Below are 22686 nucleotides of genomic sequence, written 5' to 3'. Positions count from 1 at the left end.
TAGCGCCCGTTGTCCGGGCCGTATCTCAATCAGCTCACGCTGGTTCGAATTTCAGAAACAGGGTCGACAGGGGTGGCAGGTAGAGCTCAGCCTCGGCTGGCCAATGCTGGCCTTCCACGGCATAAGCCTCCACTGCACCCTGGTTTCCCGTATTGGAGCCTGCATACCAGCCGGCATCCGTGTTGATCCGTTCCACCCATTTTCCCGCCATTGGCATCGGGATCTTGTACCCCGAGCGGGGCACGGGCGTGAAATTGGAAACCACCAGGATCGGATCGCTGCCCGGGGCCTTGCGCAACCATGCAAACACCGAATTGGCGTGATCGTTCCCGATCACCCACTCAAATCCTTCCGGCTCACAGTCGCGCTCATGCAGGGCCGGCAATTCGCGATAGGCCAGGTTCAGGTCGGCCACCAGCCGCCGCACCCCCTCATGCATGCTGGCGTCCAGCAGATACCAGTCCAGTGATTTGGCATCGGCCCATTCGTCGCGCTGCGCGAACTCCTGCCCCATGAACAGCAGCTTCTTGCCTGGATGCCCCCACATGAAGGCGTAGTAGGCGCGCAGATTGGCGAACTTCTGCCAGTCATCGCCCGGCATCTTCTCCAGCAGCGAGCCCTTGCCGTGCACCACTTCGTCATGGCTGAGCGGCAGCACGAAATTCTCGCTGAACGCATAGACCGTGCCGAAGGTCATGTCGTTGTGATGGTAGCGCCGATGGATCGCCTCGCGGCTCATGAACCGCAGCGTGTCGTTCATGAAGCCCATGTTCCACTTGAACCCGAAGCCCAGCCCGCCGGTATCGACCGGCTTGCTGACGCCCGGCCAGGAGGTGGATTCCTCGGCGATCATGAAGGTGCCCGGATGCAGCCGATAGGCCTCGGTATTGACCCTTCGCACGAACTCGACCGCTTCAAGGTTCTGGTTACCCCCCAGCTTGTTGGGGATCCACTCGCCCTGCTGGCGCGAATAGTCGAGATAGAGCATCGACGCCACGGCATCCACGCGCAGGCCGTCGATATGGAACTTTTCCAGCCAGTAAAGCGCATTGTTGACGAGGAAACTGACGACTTCCTTGCGGCCGAAATTGTAGATCGCCGTGTTCCAGTCGGGGTGAAAACCCTGGCGGGGATCGGCATGTTCATAGAGCGCGGTGCCGTCGAAATGGGCCAGTCCATGCGCATCGGTCGGAAAATGCGCCGGCACCCAGTCAAGGATAATGCCCAGCCCGGCCTCATGGGCGGCATCGACGAAGCGCGCAAACCCGGCCGGATCGCCGAACCGTGCCGTCGGAGCGTAAAGCCCGGTCGGCTGGTAGCCCCAGCTCGGATCATAGGGATGCTCGGAGATCGGCATCAGCTCGATATGGGTATAGCCCATGTCCGCTGCGTAGGGCACCAGCTGCTCGGCCAGCTGGTCATAGCTCAGAAAGCCGCCATCGGGGCGCTTGCGCCAGCTGCCCAGATGCACCTCGTAGATCGACATCGGCGTGCGGCGCCAGTCGCGCGTGGCGCGCTCTTCGATATATTTCTCGTCCGTCCAGGTGAACGGCGTCGGGTCGGGCACCATGGAGGCGGTCTTGGGCCGCATTTCCGACTGCCGCGCAAACGGGTCCGCCTTGAGCGGCTGTGTCACGCCATCTGCGCCGACGATCTCGAACTTGTAGAGTGTGCCCGTACCCAGCACCGGGATGAACACTTCCCAGATGCCGTTTTCGAAGCGGTTGCGCATCGGGTGGCGCCGGCCATCCCATTCGTTGAACGGCCCCACCACGCTGACGCGCCGCGCATTGGGCGCCCACACCGCAAAATGGGTGCCATGGATGCCCTCGAATTCCATCTCATGGGCGCCGAGCTTGTCGAACAGCCGCAAATGGCTGCCCTCGCCCATATAATAGTCGTCCATCGGGCCCAGCACCGGCCCGAACGAATAGGCGTCATAGACATCCCATTCACCGCCGGCATTCTTGGCGCGATAGCGGATCGGCTGGCGCTGGCTGATCGATACCTTGCCTTCAAAGAAGCCACCGGCATGGCGCGGGATCAGGTGCCCCAGCGGCTTGCCATCCAGGGTAAAGGCGCTCAGCAGTTCTGCATGCGGCACGAAAGCGCGCAGCACCCATTGCCCGGCGACCTCCTGCAGGCCCAGAAATCCGAAGGGATTGGGGTGCCGGCCGCTGACCACGGCCTCCACTTCGCCAATATCGGCTTGCCAGTCTTCCTTGGTCACGCGCTGCTCCCCGGACCAGGCCCACCGATCATTCGGCTGCCCTGTCAAAAATCAAAAATACTCAGCAGGCCTAGTCTTGAGCGCCAGTTGCCGCCTGCTGCAACTGTCACTTTTCCGGTACGGCCACGCCCCAGATGTCGCGGGCATATTGCCGTATGGTCCGGTCGGACGAGAAGAACCCCACCCGCGCCGTGTTGCGGATCGCCATGGCGGTCCAGCGTTTCTTGTCCTGCCAGATGTCGTCCACCTCGGCCTGCGCCTTGGCATAGGCATCGAAATCGCGCGCCACCATGAACCAGTCATGATCATAGACACCGCTGATCAGGTCGCGATAGCGGTTCGGATCATCCGGCGAGAACACGCCCGTCGCGATGGCTTCGAGCGCTTCATGCAGCCGCGGCGAGGCCTCGATCGCTTCGCGCGGCGGTGCGTTCTCGGCCCGCATGGCGTCAACTTCTGCCGTGGTGAGACCAAAGATCACGATATTGTCGGCGCCCACTTCCTTGTGCATTTCAACATTGGCCCCATCCATGGTGCCGATGGTGATGGCGCCATTGGCCATGAATTTCATATTGCCCGTGCCCGAGGCTTCCATGCCGGCAGTCGAAATCTGTTCGCTCAGATCGGCAGCCGGTACGATGACCTCGGCAAGGCTCACATTGTAGTTCGGCAGGAACACCACCTTGAGCAGGCCGCGCACCGCCGGATCATTGTTGATCACCTTGGCCACGTCGTTGATCAGCTTGATGATGAGCTTGGCGTTCCAGTAGCTGGGTGCCGCCTTGCCTGCAAAGATCTTAACGCGCGGAACCCAGTCGCGTTCCGGATGGGCGCGAATTTCATCATACAGCGCAACAGCTTGGATAATATTGAGTAACTGGCGCTTGTATTCATGGATGCGCTTGATGTGCACATCGAACATGGCATCGGGCGAGACCTTGATCCCCAGCCGATCCTTGATCAGTTTGGCCAGCTTCTGCTTGTTCTCCAGCTTCACCGCCGCGAACTTGCTCTGGAAAGCAGCGTTGTCGGCATAGGCGTCCAGGCCCTTGAGCAGTTCGATATCGTCGAGGAATTCCGGCCCGATCGTCTCGCTCACCAGCTGGGTCAGCCCCGGATTGCACTGCATCAGCCAGCGCCGCGGCGTAATGCCATTGGTCTTGTTGTTGATGCGGTCGGGATAGAGCTTGTGCAGATCCGCGAACACCGTCTGCTTCATCAACTCGGTATGCAGCGCCGACACGCCATTGATCGAGTGCGACCCCACAAAGGCCAACTGGCCCATGCGCACGCGGCGGCCGCCATTTTCGTCGATCAGCGACACATTGGCGATCTGCGCGTCGGTGAACTTGGCGCGCCCGCGCGCATCGGTCAGCACTTCGGCATTGATCTGGTAGACGATCTGCATATGTCGCGGCAGCAGCCGCTCCAGCAGCGCCACCGGCCAGCTTTCCAGCGCCTCGGGCAGCAGCGTGTGGTTGGTATAGCCAAACGTGCCCTTGGTCAGCTTCCAGGCTTCCGCCCATTTGAGCCCATTGTCATCCATCAGGATGCGCATCAATTCGCAGATCGAGATGGCCGGATGGGTGTCGTTGAGCTGGATGGCGACCTTGTCGGGCAGCGAGCCCAGATCGCCATATTGCTGCAGATGCCGGCGCACGATGTCCTGCAGCGAGGCCGACGAGAAGAAGAACTCCTGCCGCAGCCGCAATTCCTGGCCGGCTGCCGTCGAGTCCGCCGGATACAGCACGCGCGTAATGGCTTCCGCCTTGGCACTCTCTTCGAGCGCGCCGATATGGTCGCCGGCATTGAACTTGTCGAGCAGGATCGGATCGATCGGCTGCGCGCTCCACAGCCGCAGCGTATTCACCCGGGCGCCGCGCCAGCCCACGATGGGCGTATCGAAGGCCACTGCCAGCAGATGGTCATTGGGGCGCCATTCCTGTCGCACCTCGCCATCGGCATCTGTCACCGGCTCGACATGGCCGCCAAACCCGACTTCATAGGCGCTTTCGCGCCGTTCGAATTCCCAGGGATTGCCATGTGCCAGCCAGTCTTCGGGCAGTTCGACCTGCCAGCCTTCGCTCATTTCCTGACGGAACAGGCCATGTACATAGCGGATGCCATAGCCATAGGCCGGGATCTGCACCGTCGACATGGATTCAAGGAAACACGCCGCCAACCGGCCGAGGCCACCATTGCCCAAAGCCGCATCGGGCTCGAGGTCGATGAGGTCGCCGAGATCAACCTTGAGGTTCTTGAGCGCTTCGCGCACCGGCTCCATCAAGCCGACATTGCTCATCGCGTCGCGCATTAGGCGACCGATTAGGAATTCGAGGCTGAGATAGTAGACCCGCTTGTGCGACGTCCGCCACGTCTCGCGCGACGACTCCATCCAGCGGTCCATCACCCGGTCGCGCACCGCCATGATCGTGGCGGCCAGCCAGTCATGCGGCCGCGCGACAATGGGGTCCTTGCCCACCGAATAGATCAGTCTGGCGAGGATTTCCGCCTGAATGGCCTCAACGGATATGGCGCGTGGTTCGGGCGTAGGGGCGTCGTAGACGATCGGCTGTTGCGGCATGTCGCAATCCAGATTTCATGACGATAAGGTCCCCTCAGACACCTCACTGTGGCACTTAATTTCCGTGGACGAAAGCCCCCCGGGACCGAACATGCTGGCCTGGTTAAGTCGGTCGCGTGATCTTGCTGACCGCATCGGCCACGCTGTCCGCATCGATATCCACGCCGCCTTCGCGCGCCTGCTCGACGGCGTTTTTCAGCAGCAGTTTCTGCGCCGCATCGATCGCACTGACATCGTCGAACAGTTGCGCCTTGAACCGCATTCGGTCGCGTTCGCGCACGCCCTCAACCACGGCTTCGATCTCGTCTTCCGTTGCCCCCAGCGTCCGGATCGCCTGGGCGCCGAACACCACCGCGGACTCAAACAGCTCGCGCAGCTGGAAATCCACCCCGGCCTTGACCAGTTCGATGGCATGCACGCGGTCAAAGGCGCGCGCCATGACCTTGACCAGCGGAAATTCGTCACGGAACAGTTCGGCGATCTGCGTCGCCGCTGCCTTGTCATTGACGCAGATCAGCACGAGATCGACATTGGCCGCCCCCGCCGCCCGCAGCATATCGAGCCGCGTGCCGTCGCCATAATAGATCTTGAAGCCGAACTGCGCGGCCACCCGGATCATGTCGGTGTCATTATCGATGATGGAGAGCCGGTGCCCCTGCCCCAGCAGGGTCTGGGTGGCAATCTGGCCGAAACGGCCAAAGCCGATCACGAGGATCCGCTCGCTCAGCCCATTGACCTCCTCCACCCCGTCCATCGACTGCACCGGCTTGGGCGTGAGCAGGCGCATGCCCACGATCAGCAGCGGCGTCAGCACCATCGACAGGATCACCGTCGCGGTGAAAATCGCATTGGTCGGCCCGTCGATCAGCCCGGCCGTCGCCGCCGTGGTATAGAGCACAAAGGCAAATTCGCCGCCCTGCCCCATCAGCACCGCGCGCTCCAGCGCCTCGTCATGGTCCGATTTCAGCAACCGCGCGATCACATAGATCGCCACTGCCTTGACCACCATATAGGCCACCAAGCTCATCGCGATGATCTGCCACTGGCCTCCCACGGTGCCAAGGTCGAGCGACATGCCCACGGCCAGGAAGAACAGCCCGAGCAGGATGGCGCGGAACGGCTCGACATCGACCTCCAGCTGGCGCCGGAAGGTCGATGTCGACAGCAGCACGCCGGCCAGGAATGCGCCCATGGCCATCGACAGACCCACCGCCTGGAACAGCAGCGCCGCCCCGAGCACCACCAGCAGCGCCGCCGCCGTCATCACCTCGCGCTGCTTGGACGAGGCCAGCAGCGCAAACAGCGGGTTCATGATCCGCTGGCCCGCCACGATCAGCAGGGCCACCACCCCGATCGGCACGGCCACCGCCAACACGCGGCCCACAAGGCCGACCTCGGGCCCTGAGGCCGGCGCCAGCAGGGCGACCACCGCCAGCAGCGGCACGATAGCCAGGTCTTCGAGCAGCAGGATGGAAACCACGCGCTGGCCGCTCGGGCTGGTCAGTTCACCCCGTTCGCCCAGGATCTGCATGACGATGGCGGTCGAGGTCAGCACGAACCCCATGCCAAAGACGAAGGCCACGATCGGCGCAAAGCCGAGCAGCACGCCCACGCCCGTCAGCAGCGCGCCGCTGACCGCCACCTGCACCACGCCCAGGCCAAAGATCTGCTTGCGCAGGGCCCAGAGCCTCGACGGCTCCATTTCCAGGCCGATGATGAACAGGAACATCACGACGCCGAGCTCGGCCGTTGTCAGCACCGATTCTGGGTCTCGGATCAGACCGATGCCCGAAGGCCCCAGCAGCAATCCAGCCGCCAAGTAACCCAGCACCGAGCCCAAGCCGAGCCGCTTGAACAAGGGTACCCCGATCACCGCCGCGCCCAGCAGGGCGACCACGGGGATCAGGTCAATGCCATGGGCGGCGGCCGCCACGCCGTGCTCGACAATCTCGCTGGCCATCACATGCTCCCACCAAATCAGTGGCGGAGCTTTTATGGCTTGCGCCGGTCCGTCAAGCGCCGCTTGCGCATGGAGGGTCTACGCCATGTCCAGGCTGACTCGACCGGCTCGCGAATGGCCTGGCGATATTTCGCGGGGAACGCCCTTGCCCCTGTCGACCCCGATCAACCGACTCGCTAGTGTCCGGCAAATCTGTCCAATCTGTTCCGACTCCAAGGCCCTCCATGTCACGCAAGATCATCATCGACACCGACCCCGGTCAGGACGACGCCGTCGCCATTCTCCTGGCCCTGGCCTCGCCCGAGGAGCTTGAGGTTCTGGGCATTGTCGCCGTGGCCGGCAATGTCGGCCTGCACCACAACGCCACCAATGCCCGCAAGATCGTCGAACTCGCCGGCCGGCCGGATGTCCCGGTCTATGCCGGCTGTGCCCGCCCCATCCGTCGCCCCCTGGTGACGGCCGAGCACGTCCATGGTGCGACGGGCCTCGATGGCCCCGATCTGCCCGACCCGCAGATCCAGCTGCAGCCCCAGCACGGCGTCGACTACATCATCGACACGCTGATGGCGGCCGAGCCCGGCACCATTACCCTCTGCACCCTGGGGCCGCTGACCAATATCGCCATGGCGCTGATCAAGCAGCCGGCGATCGCCTCGCGCATTGCCGAGATCGTCATGATGGGCGGCGCCTATTTCGAGGTCGGCAACATCACCCCGGCCGCCGAATTCAACATCTATGTCGATCCCGAGGCCGCCGACATCGTCATGCGCTGCGGCGCGCCCATCACCATGCTGCCGCTCGACGTCACCCACCAGGTCCAGTCCACGCCGGAACGGCTGGGCGCCATGCTGGCCATCGGCAATAACAGCGCCACAGCCGCCCATGCCATGCTGACCTTTTCGGAGACCTTTGACCTGGTCAAATATGGCTGGGACGGCGCCCCCCTGCACGATCCCACCGTCATCGCCTGGCTGCTGCGCCCCGAACTGTTTGCCGGCCGCCAGTGCAATGTCGTGATCGAGACCGCCAGCGAGCTGACCATCGGCATGACCGTCGCCGATTACTGGCACGTCACCCACCGCGAGCGGAACGTCAACTTCCTGCGCCACGTCGATGCCCACGGCTTCTATGCCCTGCTGCTCGAGCGCCTGGCCCGCCTGCCCTGACGGCGATTGCCGCGCCCGTCGTGCCGGGATAATGTCTGAGACCAGCAAAGGCGTCGCCATGGAACCGATTACCCTCCTGACCTTCACCATCGCCTATGCCATTGCCGTCCTGGTCCCCGGACCAGGCGTGGCGGCGGTGGTGGCCCGCGCTCTGGGCGGCGGCTTCAAGGGGGCCTTTCCCATGGTGCTGGGCATTCTAGCCGGCGATCTGGTCTATTTCGTCTTTGCCGTCTTCGGCCTCGCCGCAGTCGCCACCTGGTTCGGCCCGGTCTTTGTCGTCGTGCGCTGGGCCGGCGCCGCCTACCTGCTCTATATCGCCTACAAGTTCTGGACCGCCCGCCCCGGCGCCGAGCAGATGAAGCCCAGGAACGAAGCCTGGCTCAAGACTTTCCTGGCCGGCTTCTCCCTGACCATGGGCAATCCCAAGACCATTGTGTTTTATCTGGCCATCCTGCCCACCGTCATCCCGCTCGACCAGATGAACCCCGTAGCCTTCGGCGAACTGACCTTCATCGTGGTGACGGTCCTGCTCATCATCGGCTGCGGCTATGCCTGGCTCGCCTCGGCCGCCCGCGAAATGTTCAAGAGCGAGCGTGCTCTGGGCCGTCTCAACAAGACTGCCGGCGTCATGATGGCCACTGCCGCCGGACTGGTTGTCTTCCAGCACTGAGCCGGCCGGATCAGCCGATGGCGCGGACCACCTGTTCGATCGCATAGGGCTTGGACAGGAACTGCACGCCCTCGGGCATCGCGGCGCGATCGGGCAGCTTCTTGCCTGAGGTAACCACGACCTTGAGGGCTGGCCAGCGCTGGTCGACCAGGGCCGTCAGCCCCAGCCCGTCCATCGAGCCGGGCATGTCGATATCGGTAAACACCACGGCTATTTCGGCATGCGCCTCGAGCCGAGCCACGGCTTCGTCGGCATTGCGGGCTTCCAGCACGCTGAACCCCAGCTCGCGCAAATCATCGGCGATGGAAAACAGCAGCAGTGCCTCGTCTTCCACGACCAGAACCACCCCGCCCGATACGCTCGTCATGACTGCATTCCTGTTACCTGGCTCTTGTCCAGTGGCGCCGTCAAAGCGCAGACCACGCCGGTGGGCGGATAGTCAAGTGTTGCCACGCCACCAAAGTCGCCGCCCAGCACGCGCGTCACCAAAAAGGAGCCAAAGCCGCTCCGGGTCGGCGCGATCACCTCTGGCCCGCCACTTTCCGCCCAGCGCCAGTACAGCGTGTATCCGCCTGCTGCCGCCGGTTCAAACCGCCAGTCGATCTCGACCTGGCCGGTCGGCACCGACAGCGCGCCATATTTGAGCGCATTGGTGCCCAGTTCGTTGATCGCCAGCGCCAGCGACAAGGCCGTCTTGGGTTGCAGCATCACATTGGGACCGCTGGCCCGGATCTGCTCGCTCGGCAGGGGCACGATGGTTGCGTTGACCACATCGGCAATCGACGCCTCGGTCCACTGCGTGGTGGTCAGGATGTCATGCGCCGTCGCCAGCGCCTGCAGCCGCTCGGTAAAGGCGGCGCGCGCCGTGACCAGATCGGTATCGCGCAGCGTGCGTGACGCAATGGCCGAGACCATGGCCAGGATGTTCTTGATGCGATGCTCGAGCTCATGGGTCAGCATCTGCTGGCGCGCCTGGGCCGCCTTCTCGTCGGTGATGTCCTGCATGATGCCATACATCTTGATCGGCCTGCCCGTGGCATCGTGCAGGAACTCGATATGGCGGGCCAGCCAGCGGATCTCGCCATTGTCCGGCCGCTTGATGCGGTATTCCACATGCGGCGCCGCCGTCCCCGACTGCCGCGTCTCGGCCGTCGAGCGCACATCCTGATGCTCGGGCACGACAATGGCTTCGAGCGCACTGATGTGAATGCTCTCGCGCGGCTCCAGCCCCCAGATCTCCCAGAACCGGTCCGATCCCAGCACCGTTCCGCTCGCTATATCGAGCTCCAGCGAGGCAATGCCGGCCGCCTGTTGCGACAGGCGGAAGCGCCGCTCGCTGCGCTTGAGGGCTTCCTCGACCGACCGCCGCTCGGTGATGTCGATCACCACGCCCACCGTGCGGCCGGCATCGTCCGGCAGCCCAAGCTGCGCCCGGATCAGCAGCCACTTTTCCGTGCCGTCGGGCCAGACATGGCGGACTTCCACTTCCAGCTCCCGGTCGCCGCGGGCAATGGTCTCGGCCAGGACCTGCTCGACCCGTTCGCGCTCGCCCGGCGCATAGCGCGAGACATAGTCCTCGGTGGTCGGCATGGCATCTTCAGCAAAGCCATAGAGCCGGTTGAGTGACGGCGAGGGGCTGATGACACCGGTCGTCGTATCAAGGTCCCACACCGCCATCTGCCCGGCGACAATGGCCAGCCGCAACCGCGCTTCGCTGTCCGCCAGCGCCTGGGCCGAGGTCTTCTGCGCGTCGATATCGGTATTGGTGCCGATCCAGCGCTGCACTACGCCCTTGCCATTGCGTGTCGGCACCGCCCGCACCAGATGCCAGCGATAGCGCCCGTCCGCTCCGCGCAGGCGGAGCTCGGCGTCATAGGACTCCCCGGTCTGCAGCGCCGCCTGCCAGCTGCTGGCAGCCCCGGCCCGGTCATCCGGATGCACCACCTGCATCCAGCCAGTGCCGGCCAGCGCCGCATGGTCAAGGCCGGTAAAGCCATAGACCTCCGAATTGAACCAGTCGAAGACCCCGTCCGGCGTGGCCGTCCAGACATGGTTGGGCATGGCTTCGGCGACACTTTCGAACTCGGCTTCGATCTCGAGCTGCTGGCGGTCCCGCTGCAGCAGGCGAAACACCCAATAGCCGGCCAGCAGCAGGCCGATCCCGGCCGGAATGGCCAGGGCCAGCAGGGTCAGAATCGACTGGTTCAGGGCGGAATAGGCCGCATCCCGGTTGATCGAGGCCACGGCAATCAGATTGCTGCCCTCGATCCGCCGATAGCCCACCACCCGCTCCACCCCATCCACTGCCGACACCGCCTGATAGGTGCCCGAAGTCTGCGCAGGCAGATATTGCGTGAACAGCGGCTGGTCGCTGAGATCGACCGGTCCGCCCGACAGGGGGTAGCGCGATACCAGCTGGCCATCGTCGCGGATCAGCGCCACGGTTGAGCGCTCATCCATGTCGAGCGACTCCCAGATCGCCTGCATCAGGTCCGAATTGAACGAGAGGATGGCCGCCCCGGCAAACACACCATTGCGTTCGACGCGCTTGCTCACGGTAAAGATCTGCTGGCCATTCAGCCGGCTGATCAGCATGGACGAGATATGCCAGGGCGCGCCCTCCGCCACGGCGGTGAAATATTCGCGGTCGCGCACATCGATGGGGGTGAATTCAGGGTCTGTCGTCAGCAGCGTGGCGCCATCGGTATTGACGACATAGACCCGCACATCCCCCGGCAGATTGGCCGTGGCATCGATCAGCGCGCTGGCGCCGTCGGTGGGCGGGGCGATCACTTCTTCGCCCAGGGAATTGTCGACCCGGCGCAATACCTGGTGGGCCGTCTCGATGGCCCAGCCCATGCTGGCCGCCACCACCTGTGCTCCCGATTCGGTCTGGCCGCTGATGCGGGCTTCGGCGTCGCTATAGGTCTTCCAGACCAGATAGGCCGATCCGACGGCGATGAACGCGACCAGCGCGACAACCAGGGTGGTGGCAGCACGGTGCAATCCGAGGCGGGGCCCGCGTCGATCCATTGCAATGCTCAAATCGTCACCCTCATGGCCCCGACATAACCACATTTCACGCGGGCACCACAACAAATCTGGCGCCCGTTCGGACAACGCGGCCCGCAAAGGTGGGGGCAGCAAAACTTTCCGGCATCAGGATTTTCTGCGGCCACTATTCCCTGCTGCCGCGTGCCACGTCTTACGGCAAAGCTGGCCGCCCAGCTTGTGCATTGACGTCAACATTGACGCACCTGCGCGCCAATGCCGCGGCGAACGGCACGGCATTGGCGGAGTTGCCACAGGACTTTGCTCCTAAAGCGCAGCAGTGACCGCGCCGGCCCGTCCCGCCGTGATCGTCCGGGCGATTGACCAAGGTCAAGGAAGCCTCTCCGCCAAACCGCTATCAGTCAGGGCAATGGAGAACCCGATGCCCAACGCCCTTGTCGCTGAACTGACCACGCCGGTGCCCCGCTACACCAGCTATCCCACCGCGCCGCACTTCCATGCCGGCATCGGTCAGGCTCAGTATGAAGCCTGGCTGGCCGAACTGCCGGCCGATGCGCGCATCTCGCTCTATCTGCACCTGCCCTTTTGCGACCGGCTGTGCTGGTTCTGCGGTTGCCACACCAAGCAGGTCAATCGCTACGCCCCGATCGCCCACTACCTGCAGGCGCTCCACGCCGAAATTTCCCGCATCGGCGCCCTGGTCGGGCAACGCCCGGTGACCGCCATCCACTGGGGCGGCGGTTCCCCCTCCATGCTAGCCGCTGCCGACATTGCATCGGTGACCGCCCTGCTGCGCCGCTCCTTCAATGTCACCGACACGGTCGAGTTCAGCGTCGAGCTTGACCCCAGTGACATGGAGCCCGCCAAGTTCGACGCCTGGGCCGCCGCCGGCCTGACGCGCGCCAGTATCGGCGTGCAGGATTTCGATCCCCAGGTCCAGGCCGCGATCAACCGCCTGCAGAGCTTTGACCAGACCCGGACCGTGGTCGAGGCCATGCGCAGCCGCGGCGTCGCTTCCATCAATATCGACATGCTCTATGGCCTGCCGCACCAGACCGTTGCCGGCGCCATCGACACCGCCCGCCAGGTGGTGTCGCTGCAGCCCGAGCGCATCGCCCTGTTCGGCTATGCCCACGTGCCCTGGATCAAGAAGCACCAGAGCATGATCGACGACAAGGTCCTGCCCGACAGCCAGCAGCGCTTTGCCCAAGCCACCGCGGCGGCCGACGTGCTGCGCGCCGCCGGCTACGTCAATATCGGCTTTGACCATTTTGCTTTGCCCCATGACGCCATGGCGCTCGCCGCTGCGGCCGGCACGCTGCAGCGCAACTTCCAGGGCTATACCGTCGACGAACACGACGCCCTGATCGGCCTGGGCGCCTCCGCCATCGGCCGGCTGCCGCAAGGCTATGTGCAGAACATTGTCGCCACCGGCGAATACGAACGCCATGCTCTTGCCGGCACAGGCACCGTGGCGCGTGGCCTGGCCTTCACCGCGGACGACAAGCTGCGCGGTCACGCCATCGAACGGCTGATGTGTGATTTCCGCCTGAGCTTTGCCGAACTGCGCCAGCGCTTCGGTGCGGCCGCCGAGCCGGTGATCTGCGAGGCGGTCACCTTTGCCATGGAAGACACCAAGGGCCTGGCCACCCTGCAGCCGGGCACCCTGGTGATTACCGATGCCGGTCGGCCCTTCGTCCGCACCGTCGCCGCCACCTTTGACGCCTATCTCGCGCAGGACAGCGCCCGCTATTCCAAGGCCATCTGAACGCGACGCCGCATCTCGGCGCATTGACCCGCCGCCGCCCCAGGTTGGCGGCGGGTCAATGCTCACTCGCGCCGCAGCGCCTCGATCGGATCGAGCCGGGCTGCATTGCGCGCCGGGAAATAGCCGAAACCAACCCCCACCAGGCCCGAGAAACCGAAGGCCAGCAGCACCACCAGCGGATCGGGCACGAAGGGCACCTTGAGATAGCTCGCCCCGATCGCCGACACCCCCAGCCCCAGCGCAATGCCGATGATCCCGCCCAGCGCGGACAGCACCGTGGCTTCCACCAGGAACTGCGTCAGCACCTGCGATTCCCGCGCCCCGATGGCCAGCCTGATGCCGATCTCCCGCGTCCGCTCGGTGACCGAGGCCAGCATGATGTTCATGATGCCGATGCCGCCCACCAATAGGCTGATCCCGGCCACCGCCGACAAGAGCCCCGTCAGCACCCCCATGATGGTGTCGAGCATGCTGGCGATCTGCCGCATGTCCATGACCATGAAGTCATTGTCTTCATTGGCCGACAGGTGCCGTCTTTCCCGCATCAGCGCGGTGACGTCGTCCTTGACCTGGGTAATGGCGCCCTCGTCCGTTGCCGCCACATAGATCAGCGTCACGCCCGAATTGCCCGAAATGCGGCGCTGCAGCGTGCGCAGCGGCACGATGATCACGTCATCCTCATTGGCGCCAAAGGCCGAGCCGCCCTTTTCTTCAAGCACGCCCACCACCCGGCACACCATCTTCTTGAGCCGGATCGGCTCGCCCAGCGGGTTGAGCCCGTTGAACAGCTCGTCCACCACGCCGGCACCGATGATGCAGACCGATGAGCCGGCGCGCACTTCGCCCTCCTCGAAGGCCCGCCCGCTCGCCACGCCCCATTCGCGCGTATCGAGATAGCGGTTGTCGGTGCCGATGACGGTGGTGAAGAAGTCGATATTGTTGGCGATGACGGTCAGCGACCGGCTGTCGGTCGGCGCCACCACGCGCACCCGGTCCACCTGTCGGGCGATCGCCTCCGCATCGGCGGTCTCAAGGCTCGCCACGCCGACGCCGCCGCCGCCCGGCGTCTGGCTATATTGGCCGGGCCGCACCATCAGCAGGTTGCTGCCCAGGCTGGCGACGCTCTCGCCGACTTCGGCCGTGGTGCCCTGCCCCAGCGTTACCATGCTGATCACCGCCGCCACCCCGATCGTCACCCCCAGCATGGTGAGCAGCGAGCGCAGCGCATTGCGCCAGACGGCACTCAGCGCCAGCCGGATCGATTCAATCAGCATGGCCAGGCTCCCCGCTATCGTGCTGCACCTTGCCATCGACGATGCGGATCTGGCGCCGGCAATAGGCCGCCATGTCCGGTTCATGGGTCACCATGGCAATGGTGATGCCGTCTTCCCGGTTGAGCTCGACCAGCAGGTTCATGATGTCCCGGCTCGTCGCCGTATCGAGATTGCCCGTCGGCTCGTCGGCCAGCAGCAGCATCGGGCTGGTGACGATGGCGCGGGCAATGGCCACCCGCTGCTGCTGCCCGCCCGACAGTTGTGACGGCAGATGATGCTCGCGTCCCTCAAGCCCGACGCGGCGCAGCGCCGCCTGCGCCAGATCGCGCCGCGCGCCGCGGCCCACGCCGCGATAGGTCAGCGGCAGTTCGACATTTTCGATGGCCGTGCTGCGCGACAGCAGGTTGTAGCCCTGGAAGACAAAGCCCAGAAAGCTGCGCCGCAGCAGGGTACGCTGCGCCCGGCTGACCGCTTGCACCGGCACGCCGTCGAACAGGTATTGTCCGTCCGTCGGCATGTCGAGATAGCCGATAATGTTCATTGCCGTGGATTTGCCCGATCCGCTCGGCCCCATGATGGCGATGAGCTCGCCGCGACCGATGCTGAGGTCGAGCCCGTCCAGCGCCCGCACCGTGCCGTCGCCCATGCCATAGGTCTTGGTCAGGCCCCTCAGTTCCACCAGCACCGGCGCCTTGGTCACCATCTTAGCGCGCCACGGTGCCGACAACCACCTGGTCGCCGGCCTTGATGGCGTCGCCACTGACGGCGCTGCGCTGCCCGTCCGTCAGACCCACAGTGACCTTGACCTCGACCGGTGCGCCGTCGCGCAGCAGCCACACGCTGCGTTCCCCGCTCTGGCTGACCACGCTCGAGGTCGGCATCATCCCCCCCATCAGGCTGCCGCCCGCCGCCACCTCGGGCGAAAACCGCAAGGCCGCATTGGGAATGCTCAGCACGTCGTCGAGATTGTCCACCACGATATCGGCCGTCGCCGTCATCCCCGGACGCAGCAGCATGTCCGCGTTGTCCACGTCCAGCTCGGCCCGATAGCTGACCACGCCATCCACGATATTGGGTGCGAACAGTATCTTGCGAATGGTGCCGGCAAACACCCGGTCCGGCCAGGTCTCGACGGCAAAGCTGGCCGTGTCGCCCTGTTGCACGCTGCCGATATCGGCCTCGTCGATATCGACCTCCAGCGAGAGGCGATGCAGATCTTCGGCCAGCACGAACAGGGCCTGGCCAAGCCCGGCGCTGGTGATGATAGCCTGGCCCGGATTGACATTGGCCTCCAGCACCACCCCGTCGATCGGCGCGCAGATACAGGCCTTGTCATAATCATTGCGCACCGCCTGCAGGTCCGCGCGGGCCGCGCGCAGCTGCGCCTCGGCCACCGCGTGCTGCGCCTGCGCGCGCTTGGCCGCCGATGCCGCCAGTTCCAGTTCGCGCACCGATACCGATTGCCCGCTCGACAGCGCCTGCGTGCGCGTCAGCACCGCCTCGGCATCGGCCCGGTTGGTATCGGCCACCAGCAGATTGGCCTCCTGGCTGCTGACCATGGCGATCGCCCCGGCCAGCCGGGCATCAAGGTCACCCATGGCCAGCCGCGCCAGCACCTGCCCTTTTGATACTTTGTCATTGGCATCGACATGCACGGTCGCAATCGTGCCGGCCAGGGTGCTCGAGACATCCGCCTCGCCCGTCGGCTCCAGCGTGCCGGTGGCCACCACGATCACGCTGATATCGGCCGGCGCTGCCGCTTCGGTCAGGTAGGTCTGGGCGCTCCGCGTCGCAGCCCCCGCCGTCCACCACCACCAGCCGCCCCCCGCGGCCAGCACCACGGCGACCAGCGCAATCAGGGTAACGCGGCGGCGCTGGGCGCTGCGCTGGTTTTCTGCCGCGAGCACGGCGGCGACATCGGGCGCATTTTGCTGCATGGCAAACCCCAGCTTGCGGTGAACCGGGACAATTGGTTCGCAGCCACGCTAGCGCGCTTTCGCCGCCCCGGAATTGACCCCGATCAACCAATGCCGCTGCGGCCGGCCATGCCCGGCCGATCCGCACGCGCATGACGCAAGGAGATCTGCAAAGCCGCTATGAATTGTCGGGCTTGGTGACACAGATCGCAAAACGGTCCTGGGTCAGGCGTTCCAGCGCCCTCCAGAAGCCCATCTTGCGGGCCTGCGGCCAGTGAATCGCACCAAGCCGGCGATCAATGACGGGATGGACGAAGCCGGTGGCCACGAGCGCCGCCACCACGGCCTCCGCCGGCATGTCGCCGGAAAAATGCACCTGTTCACGAATGCGCTGCAGCCGCTCCGACATGCCGGGTGCGAGGTTTCCGTGTCCCGCCTTGCCGCCGAATGCCAGGCGCAGCCGGGTCACCCAGCTCTTGCGGCCCATATTGCCGTCGACGATCAGCAGCTTGCCGCCGGGCTTGAGCAGCTCGAACCACTCCCGGAAGGCCGCAGGCGCATCGACCAGCGTCCACACCAAGTGCCGGTTGGTGATGACGTCGTAGCTGCCGCGTGGCTCTTGCGTATTCTCGGCATCGCGCATGATGAAGCGGATGTCCGTACCCCGTTTTGTTGCCTTGGCCCGCGCCTGTTCCAGCATGGCTTCGGACCAGTCAACGCCGGTGACCTTGAAGCCCATATCGTTCATCAGGTGTGAGATCACGCCGGTGCCGCTGGCCAGGTCCAGCGCAGCGCGACCGTCACCGTCCCCCAGATGTTTGCGGATCAGCCCATGCCAGCCCGCCCGCTCCGCTTCCGAGAAAATCTCGTGTCCGACGCTCTGATCGAACGTGGCCGCCCGCTCGGACCAGAAATCGCGAATTTCATCGCGGATGGAATAGTTTGCCCCGAACTCGGTCATGATCGCTCCGTAACACCTTGGAATAACTCTAAAAGATAAATCTTGATAACAGGGATCATCTTTTATAGGTGACATCCATTATCAAGTTTCCAAGAGACATCAAAATGAAAATGTCGCGTCTGGTGCTCCTGTCGGCTGTCGCGGGGCTGGCGTCGTTCTCCATGCCTGCTTTCGCCCAGGCCTTTACCGTTACCGATGTTGCTGGCCGCGAAGTCTCGTTCGACAAACCCGTCGAACGCGCCATTCTGGGTGAAGGCCGCATGCTCTATTCGCTGGCCACCATCGAGACGGAAAATCCGTTCGCCCATGTTGTGGGCTGGCGCAACGATCTGTGGACGACCGACCAGGTCTCCTTTGACGCCTATGTCGAAAAATTCCCCGAGGCCAAGGATCTGCCCTTCCTCGGCAATCTGACCGATGGCACCCTGCAGACCGAGACGGTGGTTACCCTCAACCCCGACGTGCTGATCCTACCCATCGGCAACAAGACGGCGGCCGATGAGGTCAAGCTCGAAGAGATGCTGTCAGGCATTGGCGTCAAGATCGTCTATGTCGACTTCCGCGAGCACATCCTCGACAATACCGTGCCCAGCCTGCACATTCTGGGCCAGCTGTTCGGCAAGGAAGAGCGCGCTGCCGAAGTCGCTGACTTCTGGCAGGGCAAGATGGACGCGATCGCCAAAGTCATCGCCGACAACAATCCCGAGCGTCCCGACGTCTTCATGTACCGCGCAGCAGGTCTGGTGGAATGCTGCGGCACCTTTGGTCCGGACAATTTCGGCCTGATGGTCGATCTGGCCGGCGGCCATAATCTGGGCTCCGATTTCCTGCCCGGCTATACCGGCTCGATCAATGCCGAGCAGGTCATCGCGTCCAATCCCGACATCATCGTGGTGACGGGTTCGGACTGGCGCAATTCCCCCGACGCCGCCAGCTTTGTCAGCGTCGGACCCGGCGCTGCCGATGACGTCGATGCCAGCCGCGCCGCCCTGGCGGCACTCGTGGATGCACCCGCCTTTGTTGGCTCGACCGCTGTCGAAAATGGCGACGTTCACGCCATCTGGCACCAGTTCTACACCAGCCCCTACCAATTCGTGGCGATCCAGGAAATGGCCAAGTGGTTCCACCCCGAGCTGTTTGCCGACGTGGATGCCGACGCCACGTTCAAGGAGTTTTACGACCGGTTCCTGCCCATCGCCTATGAGCCGGGCGCCTGGATTTCGCTCAAGGCTGACGAGTAAGCCATGACCGCCGCTGACATCACCATCCTGACGGAAGCGGCAGCGGAGGGGCGCGGTGAATACCGCGCCCGCACCCGTCGCAAATTGCTCATTCTGGCCGCCCTGACCGTGGCGCTCTGCCTGTCCTTTGCCGTTGATCTGGCCTGGGGCCCGGCCCGCTACGGCCTCGACCAGGTCATCCTGGCGCTGTTCAACCCCGACGCCGTTTCGGCGCAGGTCCGCACCGTGGTCTGGGACATCCGCATGCCCGTCGCCGTCATGGCCGTCGTGGTCGGTGCCGCCCTCTCCGTTGCCGGCGCGCAGATGCAGACCATTCTCGCCAATCCCCTGGCCAGTCCCTTTACCCTGGGCATTTCCGCCGCTGCCAGCTTTGGCGCGGCTTTGGGCATCGTCACCACCGTGCCGCTGCTGCCGGTCGCTGCCGGGCTGGTCGTGCCGGTCAATGCCTTTATCATGGCGCTCGGCGCCACGCTGTTCATCCATTTCGTGTCGCAGGCCCGGGGCGTCACGGTGCAGACCGTGGTGCTGCTCGGCATCGCACTGGTCTTCACGTTCAATGCGCTGCTGGCCTTCGTGCAATATCTCGCTTCCGAACAGGCGCTGTCGCAGGTGGTGTTCTGGACCATGGGGAGCCTCACCAAGGCGACCTGGCCCAAGATCTGGATCACCCTGGCCGTGCTGCTGATCGCGCTGCCGCTGTTTGCCCGCAATGCCTGGGCACTCACCGCCATCCGGCTCGGCGAAGACAAGGCGGCCAGCTTTGGCGTCAACGTCCGCTATGTCCGGCTCGAGACCATGCTGATCATCTCGCTGCTCGCCTCGGTGCCGGTCAGCTTTGTCGGCACCATCGGCTTTGTCGGCCTGGTCGGCCCCCATATCGCCCGCATGATCCTGGGCGAGGATCAGCGCTTCTTCCTGCCCGGTTCCGTGCTGGCCGGCGCCTTGTTGCTCTCGGTGACCTCGATCGTCTCCAAGTCGATCATTCCGGGCGTCGTCTTCCCCATCGGCATCATCACCGCGCTGGTCGGCGTGCCGTTCTTCATTTCCCTTATTCTCGCCAATGTGAGGCGGTCATGGTAGCGCTTCAGCTCGACGATCTCGGGGCCTATTACGGCAAGAAGCTTACCGTTTCGGGCATCTCCACGCCGCCGCTGCAGGCTGGCGAAATCGTCGCCGTCATCGGCCCCAATGCCGCCGGCAAGTCGACCCTGTTCAAGCGCATTGCCGGCCTGTTGAAGGGGCCCGGTGAAATCCGGCTGACCGAGACGGGAAAAGGCAAGAAGGCCATCGGCTATATGCCACAGGACACCTCGGCCAATGCGGTGCTGACCGTCCATGAATCCATTCTGCTCGCGCGCAAGCAGGGCAGCGCCTGGTCCGTTGACGACGCCGATCTTGGCTTCATCGACCATATCATGCACGCCCTCAACATCCTCCCCATCGCCTTCCGCGACCTGGCTGCCCTGAGCGGCGGGCAGCGCCAGCTGGTATCGGTGGCCCAGACGCTGGTTCGCGAACCCGATGTCATGTTGATGGACGAGCCGACCAGCGCGCTCGACCTGCACCGCCAGGTCGAAGTGCTCAGCTTCATGCAGGCTCAGGCCAGGCAGAAAGGCATGATCGTCCTGATCGCCATCCATGACCTCAACCAGGCGCTGCGCTTTGCCGACAAGGTGCTGCTCATCGCCGATGGCAGGATGCAGGCCTGTGGCGCGCCGCTCGAGGTCATTACCCCTTCTATGCTGCGCCAGGTCTACGGCGTCGACGCCCGCATCGAAAAATGCTCGCGCCAGTTCGACCACGTCATCGTCGACGGCGTCGCCGCCTAGCCCACGGTCAGCCGATACGGGGTGCAATAACAGCCGGAGAATATGGTGGGCCCACCAGGACTCGAACCTGGAACCAGACCGTTATGAGCGGTCGGCTCTAACCATTGAGCTATAGGCCCCCGAGAGGCTTTTGCGACATCCGGTTGGACAGCGCAATACCCTCGATAAGAGAATGGACAGGTCACGCACACCCCGGGCGGCCGCGACCCAGGCCAGCACCTTTCCCGGTCCGCGTCCCTGTCCGCAGCCAGACCTGGGCGCGTGCTCCGGCCCCGGCCCCGCCCGCTATTATGTCAGCGTCAGCGTTACCGGCGCCATGCCGGCCAGCCGCGCTTCCACTTCCATCGGCCCCGTCGCCGGATGCTTCACCCGTGCACCGGTAATGATGACATCGCCTTCGTTCAGGCTCAGCCCGCGGCTGATGGCGTGATTGGCCAGCCAGGCAATGGCCTCGACGATCTGCTGCCAGCTGGCGCCCACCGCCGTGCCGGCCACGGGCGCGTCGTCATAGGCCAGCGCGATGTCGAGGTTAGCCAGGTCCAGCGTGGCCGGCGCCGGCAGGGCGGCACCCACGATCACCGCAGCATTGCTCTGCAGGTCGCCCATCTTGAGCAGGTGCGACGCCTCCACGCCCGCATCGAACGAGCTGGCGCACATTTCGAGCGCCGGATGCAGCGACACGATCGCCGCAGCCGCCTCTTCGGGCGTATAGGGCGTGCCCTTTTCTGCCAGCGTCCGCCCCAGCTTGACGCCCACTTCCACCTCGGTGAGGAAAATCAGCAGCCCCGCCTGGTCGAGGCTGGTCCCATCGGCGTGGTAGCGCGAGGCCGGGATCGGCGCGCACATCGGCTCGCCCTCTGCGCCCGCCAGCACCTTCCAGCCCCCGGCCACGCCCTCATGGCGCATCACGGCATCCTGCAGTCTGTAGGCATCGGCCAGCGTCTGCGGCACCCATTCGGCGGGCACTGCGGTGATCGGCTGGGCCGTGCGGCGGGCGTCAAACAGCGCCCGGGCGGCGGCTTCGATAGCGTCAGACATGGATTTCCTCATCAGGGGCGATGGCGCCCTCTTGCCGGCACCATGCCGATCCGCCCGACCCGGTGCAAGCCGCCTTGCCGCCATTGCGTCCACCCGGTGGGGCCCCTATTGTGCGCCCGGCGCGCATTGTGCGCTCAGCGCCCAAGAGGAATTCCCGCCATGCGCGACGGCGACATCATCAACGGCCTCGTCAAGGGCCTGGCCGTCATCGAGTGCTTCGATGAGGAACATGCCGGCCTCTCGATCACCGACGTCGCCAATCGCACCGGGCTCGAGCGCGCCACCGCGCGTCGCTGCCTGCTCACCCTCACCCATCTCGGCTACGCCACCTATGACGGCAAGTTCTTCCGCCTGACCCCGCGCATCCTCAATCTGGGCCATTCCTACCTCGCCGCCACGCCGCTGCCGCGCCTGATCCAGCCCTTTCTCGACGCCCTGTCCGCCCAGATCCACGAATCTTCCTCGGCAGCCGTGCTCGACAATACCGAGATCCTCTATATCGCCCGGGCTGCCCATCGCCGCGTCATGTCGATCAATCTGGGCGCCGGTGCGCATATGCCCGCCTATTGCACCTCCATGGGCCGCATCATGCTGGCAGCCCTGCCCGCGGCCCAGGCCGCCGACATCCTCAGCCGCTCCGACCTGATCGCCTATACCAGAAAGACCAAGGCCGACCTCGCCTCGATCACCACCGAGCTGGCCGTGGTCGCCGCCCAGGGCTTTGCCGTCATCGACGAGGAGCTCGAGCTCGGCCTCTGTTCCATTGCCGTGCCCCTGCTCAATGCCCAGGGCCAGACAGTCGCCGCCCTCAATATCGGTGCCCAGTCCGCCCGGGCCTCGACCTCGCACATGATCGCCAATTTCCTGCCGCTGATGCGCAAGGTGCAGGCCGAGGTGCGGCCGCTGCTGCGCTAGAGCGTTTTCGGCACAAGGGGCTCCCCTGTTTGCGGTTTGCAGCCGCGACACGCCGAGGAGTTGAAGCATTGAGCCGTTTCAGCCAGACGTGGCTGGTTCCAGGCGCCGGTTTTCACTGCCGT

The 22686-nt window shown here is 64.5% G+C and carries 17 protein-coding genes and 1 tRNA gene; 7 read left to right on the top strand and 11 right to left on the bottom strand.

Features of this window, described 5'->3' with window-relative positions; all coding sequences use genetic code 11:
- Positions 1–34 precede the first annotated feature (34 nt).
- The 3 genes from glgB to GDR53_RS13970 form a co-directional block, all read right to left on the bottom strand.
- Complete coding sequence (gene glgB, locus GDR53_RS13980) at positions 35–2230, bottom strand: 1,4-alpha-glucan branching protein GlgB (RefSeq protein WP_193335081.1); 2196 nt, start codon at positions 2228–2230, stop codon at positions 35–37.
- Between the two features lie 106 nt (positions 2231–2336).
- Complete coding sequence (locus GDR53_RS13975; protein WP_193335080.1) at positions 2337–4814, bottom strand: glycogen/starch/alpha-glucan phosphorylase; 2478 nt, start codon at positions 4812–4814, stop codon at positions 2337–2339.
- Between the two features lie 103 nt (positions 4815–4917).
- Entirely contained in the window at positions 4918–6774 is a 1857-nt protein-coding gene (locus tag GDR53_RS13970; protein WP_408639763.1) for a monovalent cation:proton antiporter-2 (CPA2) family protein, read from the bottom strand.
- A 224-nt stretch (positions 6775–6998) separates the two neighbouring features.
- Here GDR53_RS13970 and GDR53_RS13965 point away from each other — a divergent pair, with 224 nt between their 5' ends.
- Positions 6999–7940 (top strand): nucleoside hydrolase, encoded by a 942-nt coding sequence (locus GDR53_RS13965; protein WP_193335079.1) that lies wholly within the window; start codon positions 6999–7001, stop codon positions 7938–7940.
- Positions 7941–7971: 31 nt separating this feature from the next.
- Complete coding sequence (locus GDR53_RS13960) at positions 7972–8610, top strand: LysE family translocator (protein ID WP_193335078.1); 639 nt, start codon at positions 7972–7974, stop codon at positions 8608–8610.
- A 10-nt stretch (positions 8611–8620) separates the two neighbouring features.
- Here the strand turns inward: GDR53_RS13960 and GDR53_RS13955 are convergent, their stop codons facing one another.
- Both GDR53_RS13955 and GDR53_RS13950 read right to left on the bottom strand, forming a co-directional pair.
- Positions 8621–8977 (bottom strand): response regulator, encoded by a 357-nt coding sequence (locus tag GDR53_RS13955; protein ID WP_193335077.1) that lies wholly within the window; start codon positions 8975–8977, stop codon positions 8621–8623.
- A complete protein-coding gene (locus GDR53_RS13950; RefSeq protein ID WP_193335076.1) occupies positions 8974–11643 on the bottom strand; it encodes a PAS domain-containing protein in 2670 nt (889 codons plus the stop codon). The genes GDR53_RS13955 and GDR53_RS13950 overlap by 4 nt, the downstream gene beginning before the upstream one ends.
- Before the next feature lie 400 nt (positions 11644–12043).
- On the opposite strand from GDR53_RS13950, the gene hemN reads away from it, so the two are divergent.
- Positions 12044–13390, top strand: coding sequence for an oxygen-independent coproporphyrinogen III oxidase (gene hemN / locus GDR53_RS13945; protein ID WP_193335075.1), 1347 nt, complete (start codon positions 12044–12046; stop codon positions 13388–13390).
- Positions 13391–13452: 62 nt separating this feature from the next.
- Here hemN and GDR53_RS13940 read toward each other — a convergent pair whose 3' ends face one another.
- The 4 genes from GDR53_RS13940 to GDR53_RS13925 all read right to left on the bottom strand — a co-directional run bounded on the left by GDR53_RS13940 (position 13453) and on the right by GDR53_RS13925 (position 17541).
- Positions 13453–14664 carry an ABC transporter permease gene (locus GDR53_RS13940; protein WP_193335074.1) on the bottom strand — a complete coding sequence of 404 codons (1212 nt, stop codon included), beginning with the start codon at positions 14662–14664 and terminating at the stop codon, positions 13453–13455.
- Entirely contained in the window at positions 14654–15367 is a 714-nt protein-coding gene (locus GDR53_RS13935) for an ABC transporter ATP-binding protein (RefSeq protein ID WP_193335073.1), read from the bottom strand. Before GDR53_RS13935 ends, GDR53_RS13940 begins: the two co-directional genes overlap by 11 nt.
- A gap of 1 nt (position 15368) precedes the next feature.
- A complete protein-coding gene (locus GDR53_RS13930; protein WP_193335072.1) occupies positions 15369–16601 on the bottom strand; it encodes an efflux RND transporter periplasmic adaptor subunit in 1233 nt (410 codons plus the stop codon).
- Positions 16602–16758: 157 nt separating this feature from the next.
- On the bottom strand, positions 16759–17541 hold the full coding sequence (locus GDR53_RS13925; RefSeq protein ID WP_193338101.1) for a class I SAM-dependent methyltransferase: 783 nt from the start codon (positions 17539–17541) through the stop codon (positions 16759–16761).
- Positions 17542–17645: 104 nt separating this feature from the next.
- Here GDR53_RS13925 and GDR53_RS13920 point away from each other — a divergent pair, with 104 nt between their 5' ends.
- From GDR53_RS13920 to GDR53_RS13910, 3 genes are read left to right on the top strand one after another with little or no spacing between them, the layout of a single operon-like run.
- Positions 17646–18782: an ABC transporter substrate-binding protein gene (locus GDR53_RS13920; RefSeq protein ID WP_193335071.1), complete on the top strand. Its 1137-nt coding sequence runs from the start codon at positions 17646–17648 to the stop codon at positions 18780–18782.
- A gap of 3 nt (positions 18783–18785) precedes the next feature.
- Positions 18786–19862 (top strand): FecCD family ABC transporter permease, encoded by a 1077-nt coding sequence (locus GDR53_RS13915; protein WP_193335070.1) that lies wholly within the window; start codon positions 18786–18788, stop codon positions 19860–19862.
- Positions 19856–20611 (top strand): ABC transporter ATP-binding protein, encoded by a 756-nt coding sequence (locus tag GDR53_RS13910; RefSeq protein WP_193335069.1) that lies wholly within the window; start codon positions 19856–19858, stop codon positions 20609–20611. Before GDR53_RS13915 ends, GDR53_RS13910 begins: the two co-directional genes overlap by 7 nt.
- A 43-nt stretch (positions 20612–20654) precedes the next feature.
- On the opposite strand, the gene GDR53_RS13905 is transcribed toward GDR53_RS13910, so the two are convergent.
- A tRNA-Ile gene (locus tag GDR53_RS13905) sits at positions 20655–20730 on the bottom strand.
- 169 nt (positions 20731–20899) lie between these two features.
- Positions 20900–21649: a 2-keto-4-pentenoate hydratase gene (locus GDR53_RS13900; RefSeq protein WP_193335068.1), complete on the bottom strand. Its 750-nt coding sequence runs from the start codon at positions 21647–21649 to the stop codon at positions 20900–20902.
- A 159-nt stretch (positions 21650–21808) separates the two neighbouring features.
- Between GDR53_RS13900 and GDR53_RS13895 the strand changes: the two genes are divergently transcribed.
- Positions 21809–22564, top strand: a complete 756-nt coding sequence (locus GDR53_RS13895) for an IclR family transcriptional regulator domain-containing protein (RefSeq protein WP_193335067.1) — start codon at positions 21809–21811, stop codon at positions 22562–22564.
- The last annotated feature ends 122 nt before the right edge of the window (positions 22565–22686 follow it).

It is taken from the genome of Devosia beringensis (genome assembly GCF_014926585.1).
Taxonomy (GTDB): Bacteria; Pseudomonadota; Alphaproteobacteria; order Rhizobiales; family Devosiaceae; genus Devosia; species Devosia beringensis.
Note: the sequence above shows the minus strand (reverse complement) of the source record. Positions and strands in the feature narration are given on the sequence as shown.